Origin of the sequence: Nonomuraea sp. SBT364, assembly GCF_001083785.1 — a bacterium.
In the GTDB taxonomy this organism is placed as follows: domain Bacteria; phylum Actinomycetota; class Actinomycetes; order Streptosporangiales; family Streptosporangiaceae; genus Nonomuraea.
Window position 1 is genome coordinate 1 of the sequence record NZ_LAVL01000296.1, and the last position, 5,197, is coordinate 5,197.

Annotated in this window: 2 protein-coding genes; both read right to left on the reverse strand. The window is 75.5% G+C overall.

All coding sequences use genetic code 11. The annotated features are described in order from the left end of the window. Window positions 1–878, reverse strand: an 878-nt coding sequence (locus ADY59_RS46485; protein ID WP_231619228.1) for a beta-ketoacyl synthase N-terminal-like domain-containing protein, incomplete at its 3' end; no start/stop codon positions are given. Window positions 879–882: 4 nt separating this feature from the next. Next, a partial coding sequence (locus ADY59_RS46490; RefSeq protein WP_049577532.1) for a type I polyketide synthase occupies window positions 883–5,197 on the reverse strand: 4,315 nt, incomplete at its 5' end.

Consider the following 5,197-nt stretch of genomic DNA (forward strand, 5'->3'; position numbering starts at 1 on the left):
GACGACAACCGCTCCAGCACCAGCACCCCGACACCCTCGGCCCACGCCGCCCCATCAGCCGAGGCCGAGAACGACTTGCACCGCCCGTCCGCCGACAACGCCCGCTGCCGCGAGAACTCGACGAACGGCACCGGCGACGCCATGACGGACACCCCGCCGGCCAGCGCGAGGGCGCACTCGCCGCGCCGCAGCGACTGCACGGCCAGGTGCAGGGCGACGAGGGAGGAGGAGCAGGCGGTGTCGACGGTCAGGCTGGGGCCTTCGAGGCCGAGCGTGTACGAGACGCGCCCGGACAGGACGCTGGAGGCGCTGGAGGTGAAGAGGGTGCCCTCGACGGAACCGGGAGCCAGCTCCAGGAACCGGGTGGAGTAGTGCTCGTACATGCATCCGGCGTAGACGCCGGTGCGGCTGCCGCGCAGCGTGCCCGGGTCGATCCCGGCCCGCTCCAGCGCCTCCCAGCTCGACTCCAGGAACAACCGGTGCTGCGGATCGGTCGCCAGCGCGCTGCGCGGGCTCATCCCGAAGAACCCCGCGTCGAACTCCCCCGCGTCGTGCAAGAACCCGCCGTGGCGCACATAGGACTTGCCGGACGCCTCCGGGTCGGGGTCGTAGAGGCCGTCCAGGTCCCAGCCCCGGTCGGCGGGGAACTCGGTGATGGCGTCGCCGCCGGAGGCCACCAGGTCCCACAGCTCCTCGGGGCTCGTCACCCCGCCCGGGTAGCGGCAGGCCATGCCGACGATCGCCACCGGCTCGTGCCGGCGTCCCTCCTCGTCGGCGAGTTGCCTGCGGGTGTCCGCCAGTTCGACGGTCGCGCGCTTGAGGTAGGCGCGGAGCTTGTCCTCGGTCCCCATCGGTCTGGCCCTTCCGGTATCGGTCATGGCGTCACATCTCGTTGTCGATGAGGGCGAAGATCTCCTCGTCGGAAGCGGAGTCGATCTTGTCCATCACCGGGTCGGGACGGCCCGGGCCGTCCGGTGCCGCGCCGAACCTGGCCAGGCCGCTCTGCAGCACCGCGACGAGCTTGCTGCGGATGGCCTCGCCGTCGCCCTTGGCGCTGGTGAGCATGGATCCCACGCGTTCGAGCGCGCCGCGCAGGGTCTCCTCGGGTGAGGGCGGCGCGGGTGCGAGGGTGCTGAACAGGTACTCGGCGAGCGAGCTGATCGTGGGGTGGTCGAAGACGAGCGTGGGCGGCAGGCGCAGGCCGGTGTCGGCGTTGAGCCGGTTGCGCAGTTCGACGGCGGTGAGCGAGTCGAAGCCGAGCTGGTTGAAGGCGCGGTCCACGCTGACCTTGTCGGGGCTGCCGTGGGCGAGTACGACGGCGACGTGGCCGCGCACCCGCTCGGTGAGCATCCGCAGCGCCTCGTCCCTGGTGAGGGTGGCGAGCCGGGTCATCAGCTCGGCCACTCCTGAGGGCTTGGCGGTACGGCGTGTGGTGCGGACGAGTCCGTGGAGCATCGGCGGCAGGTCGCCGGCCTCGGCCCTGGCGCGCAGCCCGGCGGTGTCCCAGCGGGCGGCGACCATCAGGGGGTCGGGGCTGGTCAGGGCCGTGTCGAACAGCTCCAGCCCTTGATCCACGGTCAGCGGCGCGATCCCCGCCCGCGCCAGCCGCGCCACATCCGCCTGCGACAGCCCGCCCGACATGCCGGAATCGGTGTCCCAGAGGCCCCAGGCGATCGACACGCCGGTCAGGCCGAGCTCCCGCCGGTGGGCGGCGAGGGCGTCCAGGAACGCGTTCGCCGCCGCGTAGTTGCCCTGACCGGCGTTCCCCAGCACACCCGCCAGCGACGAGAACAACACGAAGAACGACAGCTCACGATCGCGCGTCAGCTCGTGCAGGTACCAGGCCGCGTCGGCCTTCGGCGCCAGCACCGCGTCCATCCGCTCGGGGGTCAGGCTCTCCACCAGCGCGTCGTCCAGGACACCGGCGGTGTGGACGACCCGCGCCAGCGGCACGTCGGCCAGCAGGGCGGCCAGTGCGTCGCGATCGGCCACGTCGCAGGCCGCCACCGTGACGTGCGCGCCGAGTCCTCGCAGTTCGGCGGCCAGGTCACCGGCGCCCGGAGCCGCCTCGCCGCGCCGCGACACCAGCAGCAGGTCCCGCACCCCGTGCCCGGTCACCAGGCGGCGCGCCACCAGCGCGCCCAGCCCACCGGTGCCACCCGTCACCAGCACAGTTCCCGAAATTTCAGGTAATGGACGGGTTTCCGGCTTGCGGCGGACGAGCGCCGGGGCGAGCACCTTGCCGTCGCGGACCCGTACCTGCGGCTCGGCGACCGCTGCCAGGCGGCCCCAGTCGGAGTGGCCGTCCTCGACCTCGGCCAGGACGAACCGGCCCGGCTGCTCCGACTGCGCCGAGCGCACCAGCCCCCACACGGCGGCGCCCGCCGGGTCGCCGGCGCGGGTGACGAACGCCAGCCGGGACTCGGCCATCCGCGCGTCCCCGATCGCGGCCAGCACCTGGGTGGTGAGCTGCCGGACGGCGCCGGGTACGTCGTCGGGGCGGTCGCTCACGCACGGGATGACCACGGCCTCGGCCACGCCGTTCCCGGGCGGCGTCTCGGACCATTCCACGCCGTACACGGCCTGGGCGGACCCGGTCAGCGCCCCGGACGGGACCGCCCGGACGCGGAGCGAGGCGAAGGAGAGCACGGGTCGTCCCGACGGGGTGGCGGCCTCGAGCGCGCACTCGTCGCCGCCCGCGCCGGTCAGGCGGACCCGCAGCCGGTCCGCGCCGGGCTGCAGGAGCCGCAGGCCGCGCAGTTCGAACGGCAGCCGCACGGTCTCGCCGTCCCCGGTGACGAGCAGCGGGTGGAAGGCCGCGTCGAGCAGGGCGGGGTGGATGCCGAACCCGTCCGGGTCCACCTCGTCGGGCAGCGCCACCTCGGCGAACAGCTCACCGCCCCGCCGCCACACCGCGCGCAACCCCTGGAACGCGGGACCGTACTCGTAACCCCGCTCCGCCAGCCGCTCGTAGCCGCCCTCGACCTCGACCGGCTCGGCGTCGGCCGGCGGCCACGCCTCGGCCCAGGGGAACGAGCCGGGCTGCGGCTCGCCGGCGGCGGCGGCCGTGGCGGACACGTGGCGGATCCAGTCGGCGTCCTGGTCGTCGGCGGGCCGCGAGTACACCCGTACCTGCCGGGCGCCCGCGGCGTCGGCGCGTTCGACGACCACGCGGACCGCGACGCCGCCGTTCGCCGGCAGCGTCAGCGGTGACTCGAACACCAGCTCCTCGACCCCGTCGCAGTCCGCCCGGCCGGCCGCCTCCAGGACCAGCTCGGCGAGCGCGGCCCCGGGCAGCACGACCGTCCCGGACACCACGTGCCCGGCCAGCCACGGCGCGGCGGCCACCGACAGCCGGCCGGTCAGCACCACCGGCCCGTCCTCGGGCAGGTCGACGGCCGCGCTAAGCATCGGGTGCCCGGCCTCGCGCAGCCCCGCGGCCGACAGGTCGGCGGCGGGCGCGGGCGGGGCGAGCCAGAAGCGCTCCCGCTCGAAGGCGTACGTCGGCAGGTCCACGTGCCGGCCGCCGGCCGCCCGCGCGCGCCAGTCGACGCCCACCCCCGCCGTCCAGGCGCGGGCCAGGCACTCGGCGAACGCTCCGGGTTCGGTACGGTCGCGGCGGTGCAGGGAGACGATCGCGGCGTCCTCGCGGGTGACGCAGTCGTGCGCCATGCCCGACAGCACCGCCTGCGGCCCCACCTCCAGGAAGACGCCGACGCCCTCGTCCTCCAGGCGGGAGATCGCCGCCCGGAACAGCACGGGCCGGACGATCTGGTCGAGCCAGTAGGCGGTGGTGGTCCACGTGCCTTCGATGCCGGTGACGGCGGTGGTACGCGGGCGGCCGAACGTCACACCCGTCAGCTCGGCGGCGAACGCGGGCAGCATCGGCTCCATCAGCGGGGAGTGGAAGGCGTGGCTGACGGGCAGCCGGCGGATGCGCCGGCCGCGGGCCCGCCACTGCTCGGCGAGCGCCAGGCACTCCCGCTCGGCGCCGGACACGACCACCCCGGCGGGGCCGTTGACGGCGGCGACGCTCACGCGGGACTCCAGCCCGGCCAGCGTCTCGGCGACCTCCTCGGCGGTCGCCTCCACCGCGACCATGGCGCCGGGTTCGCGCAGCTCCTGCATGAGCCGGCCGCGGGCGGCGATGAGGCGGGCCGCGTCCGTCAGGGACCAGACCCCGGCGGCGTGCGCGGCGGCGTACTCGCCCACGGAGTGGCCGGCGACGGCGTCCGGCCGCACCCCGTACGCTTCGAGCAGCCGGAAGGCGGCCACCTCGAAGGCGAACAGCGCCGGTTGCGTGTAGGCGGTCTGGTCGAGCAGCTCGGCGACGGCGCTGCCGGGCTCGGCCCACATCACATCGCGCAGCGGCTTGTCCAGGTAGGGGTCGAGCGCTTCGCACACCTCGTCCAGGGCCGTGGCGAACGCGGGCGCCGCCGCCGCGAGCTCCCGGCCCATCCCGGCCCGCTGCCCGCCCTGCCCGGTGAACAGGAACGCCGTCCGCGGCTGCTCGGCCGCCACCCCCTCAGCCACCACCGCCCCACTCACGTGCGCGGCCGTCCCGTTGGGCTGCCCGCCCGTCCCGTTCGCGTGCGCGGCAGGGGTGGCGTGGGCGGTGGGGGTGGCGGTTCCGTTGGCGTGGGCGGCAGGGGTGGTTGTTCCGTTGGCGTAGGCGGCGAGGGTGGCGGTGAGGGTGGCGTGGTCGCGGCCGAGCACGACGGCGCGGTGCGGGAGGGCAGCGCGGCCGGCGAGCGTGCGCGCCACGTCGGCGGGCCGGGGCGGCTCGCCGGAGCTGACGGCGGCGTGCAGCCGGGCTGCCTGCGCCCGCAGGGCGCCGGCGCTGCGCGCGCTGATCGGCCAGGCGATCGGCTGCTGCGCCGCCGCCTCGGCGGCCGGTCCCGCCGCCTCCGGCCCGGAGCCGGGCTCCGGCTGGGAGGCGGGCTCCGGGGCCTCCTCGATGATCAGGTGGGCGTTGGTGCCGCTGATGCCGAACGAGGAGATGCCCGCGCGGCGCGGCCGATCGCCGGCCGGCCAGTCCCGGGCGGACGACAGCAGCTCGACCCGCCCGGCCGACCAGTCGACGTGCGGGGTGGGTTCGGTGACGTGCAGAGTGGGCGGCAGCACACCGTGCCGCATCGCCTGCACCATCTTGATCACCCCGGCCACCCCGGCCGCGGCCTGCGTGTGCCCGATGTTC